The organism is Mesorhizobium sp. M5C.F.Ca.IN.020.29.1.1, from assembly GCF_003997375.1.
Classification (GTDB): Bacteria; Pseudomonadota; Alphaproteobacteria; order Rhizobiales; family Rhizobiaceae; genus Mesorhizobium; species Mesorhizobium wenxiniae.
Genome location: NZ_RZSW01000742.1, coordinates 1 through 2,359 on the forward strand (window position 1 = coordinate 1; position 2,359 = coordinate 2,359).

1 protein-coding gene is annotated in these 2,359 nt (G+C 61.0%); it reads left to right on the forward strand.

From position 1 onward, the window contains the following. Positions 1–334 precede the first annotated feature (334 nt). On the forward strand, positions 335–2,158 hold the full coding sequence (gene glmS, locus EOA85_RS32955) for a glutamine--fructose-6-phosphate transaminase (isomerizing) (RefSeq protein WP_127212499.1): 1,824 nt from the start codon (positions 335–337) through the stop codon (positions 2,156–2,158). Positions 2,159–2,359: the final 201 nt, after the last annotated feature.

Consider the following 2,359-nt stretch of genomic DNA (forward strand, 5'->3'; position numbering starts at 1 on the left):
GCTCGGGAAGGCGCGGCGGAAACGCCCGCATGCCCGACTTCTCGATCAGTTTCAGCTCTTCAGGCCCAACTGGACGCCAAAGCGTCACCGTGTCGATTTGTTCGTTCATGGCCGCATCATGTCTTTGACGGATTTCAGAACCACTGGGACGGGATAACATGCATTCGCGGACAAACCGAGCGATTGCGGTAACCGGATTGCAAGAGCGCCCTGTCATGGTGCATCTGTGCAAGACCGTTGCGGCTGATACGCGACGAAATGCAATGTGATTTTCGCGGCAGACCGGCCATCCCTAAATAGCGCCGGGTTTCTGCGGGGAAACGGGGAAACGGCAATGTGCGGTATCGTAGGAATTGTTGGTCATTCGCCGGTCGCGCCGCTCATTGTCGACGCGTTGAAACGGTTGGAGTATCGCGGCTACGATTCGGCCGGCGTTGCCACTGTCGAGGACGGCCAGCTCGGACGCCGTCGCGCCGAAGGCAAGCTGGTCAATCTCGAGCGCCGGCTGAAGGACGAACCGCTCAATGGTATGATCGGCATCGGTCATACGCGCTGGGCAACGCATGGCGTGCCCAACGAGACCAATGCGCATCCGCATTTTTCCGATGGCGTCGCCATCGTCCATAATGGCATCATCGAGAATTTTGCCGAATTGCGCGACGAGCTGATGCGGGACGGCTACACATTTTCATCACAGACCGACACCGAGGTCGTCGCACATCTGGTGGGGCGCGAATTGGCCAAGGGCCTGAAGCCGGTCGAGGCCGCGCACCAGGCGCTGAAGCGGCTGGAAGGCGCCTTTGCGCTGGCCATCATGTTCAAGGGCGACGAGGACCTCATCGTCGGGGCGCGCAACGGCCCGCCGCTGGCCGTCGGCCATGGCGACGGCGAGATGTTCCTGGGCTCCGACGCCATCGCGCTTGCCCCCTTCACCAATTCGATCACCTATCTGGAGGACGGCGACTGGGCGGTGGTGCGCCGCAACGAGGTCGCCATCTTCGACATGGACGGCAGCAAAGTAGACCGCAAGCGCCAGCAGTCGCTCAGCACCAGCTTCATGGTCGACAAGGGCAACCGGCGCCATTTCATGGAGAAGGAAATCCATGAACAGCCCGAGGTGATCTCGCACACGCTGGCGCATTATGTGGATTTTGTCGGCGGCGTATCGAAGCCGCTCGACCTGCCGTTCGATTTCGCCAAAATCGACCGGCTGGCGATCTCGGCCTGCGGCACTGCCTATCTCGCCGGCCTGATCAGCAAATACTGGTTCGAGCGCTATGCGCGGCTGCCGGTCGACATCGATGTCGCTTCGGAATTCCGCTACCGCGAGATGCCGCTGTCGAAGACAGACGCCGCCTTCTTCATCTCGCAATCGGGCGAGACCGCCGACACGTTGGCCTCGCTGCGCTATTGCCGCAAGGCGGGCATGAAGATCGGCGCGGTCGTCAATGTCCGCGAATCGACGATGGCGCGCGAGTCCGACGTCATCCTGCCGACGCTGGCCGGGCCGGAGATCGGTGTCGCCTCGACCAAGGCCTTCACCTGTCAATTGTCGGTGCTGGCCTCGCTTGCCGTGCGGGCCGGCGTGGCGCGCGGAACGATCTCGCGGGAGCAGGAAACGACGCTGGTACGTCAACTGTCGGAAGCGCCGCGCTATGCCAACCAGGTCTTGAAGCTCGACGGGCAGATCGAAAAGGTCGCACGGGACCTCGCTCACTATAAGAATGTGCTCTATCTTGGCCGCGACACCAATTTCCCGCTGGCCATGGAAGGCGCGCTGAAGCTCAAGGAAATCTCCTATATCCATGCCGAGGGCTACGCCGCCGGTGAGCTGAAGCACGGGCCGATCGCGCTGATCGACGAGAACATGCCTGTCATCGTCATTGCCCCGCATGACCGCATCTTCGAAAAGACCGTATCGAACATGCAGGAAGTGGCGGCACGCGGCGGCAAGATCATCCTGATCACCGACAGTAAGGGTGCCGCACACGCCACGGTGAAGACGATGGAGACGATCGTGCTGCCGGACGTGCCGGAAATCATCTCGCCGATTATCTACGCGCTGCCGATCCAGATGCTGGCCTATTTCACCGCCGTGTTCATGGGCACCGACGTCGACCAGCCGCGCAACCTGGCGAAATCGGTGACTGTGGAATAGGCGTGGTTTAAAAATTTCGCGGTTCCAAAGCGGATTGCGGTTCATTAATGTTGCGCCGCAATCAGTGCTGCGGTGAACCATGTCCGATGCGCCCAAGACCTCAGGCATGACTCGGCTGCGGAATTACTTCCTGACAGGCTTTGTCGTCTGCGCGCCGCTGGCGATCACCGCTTACATCGCCTGGTCCTTCATCGGCTGGGT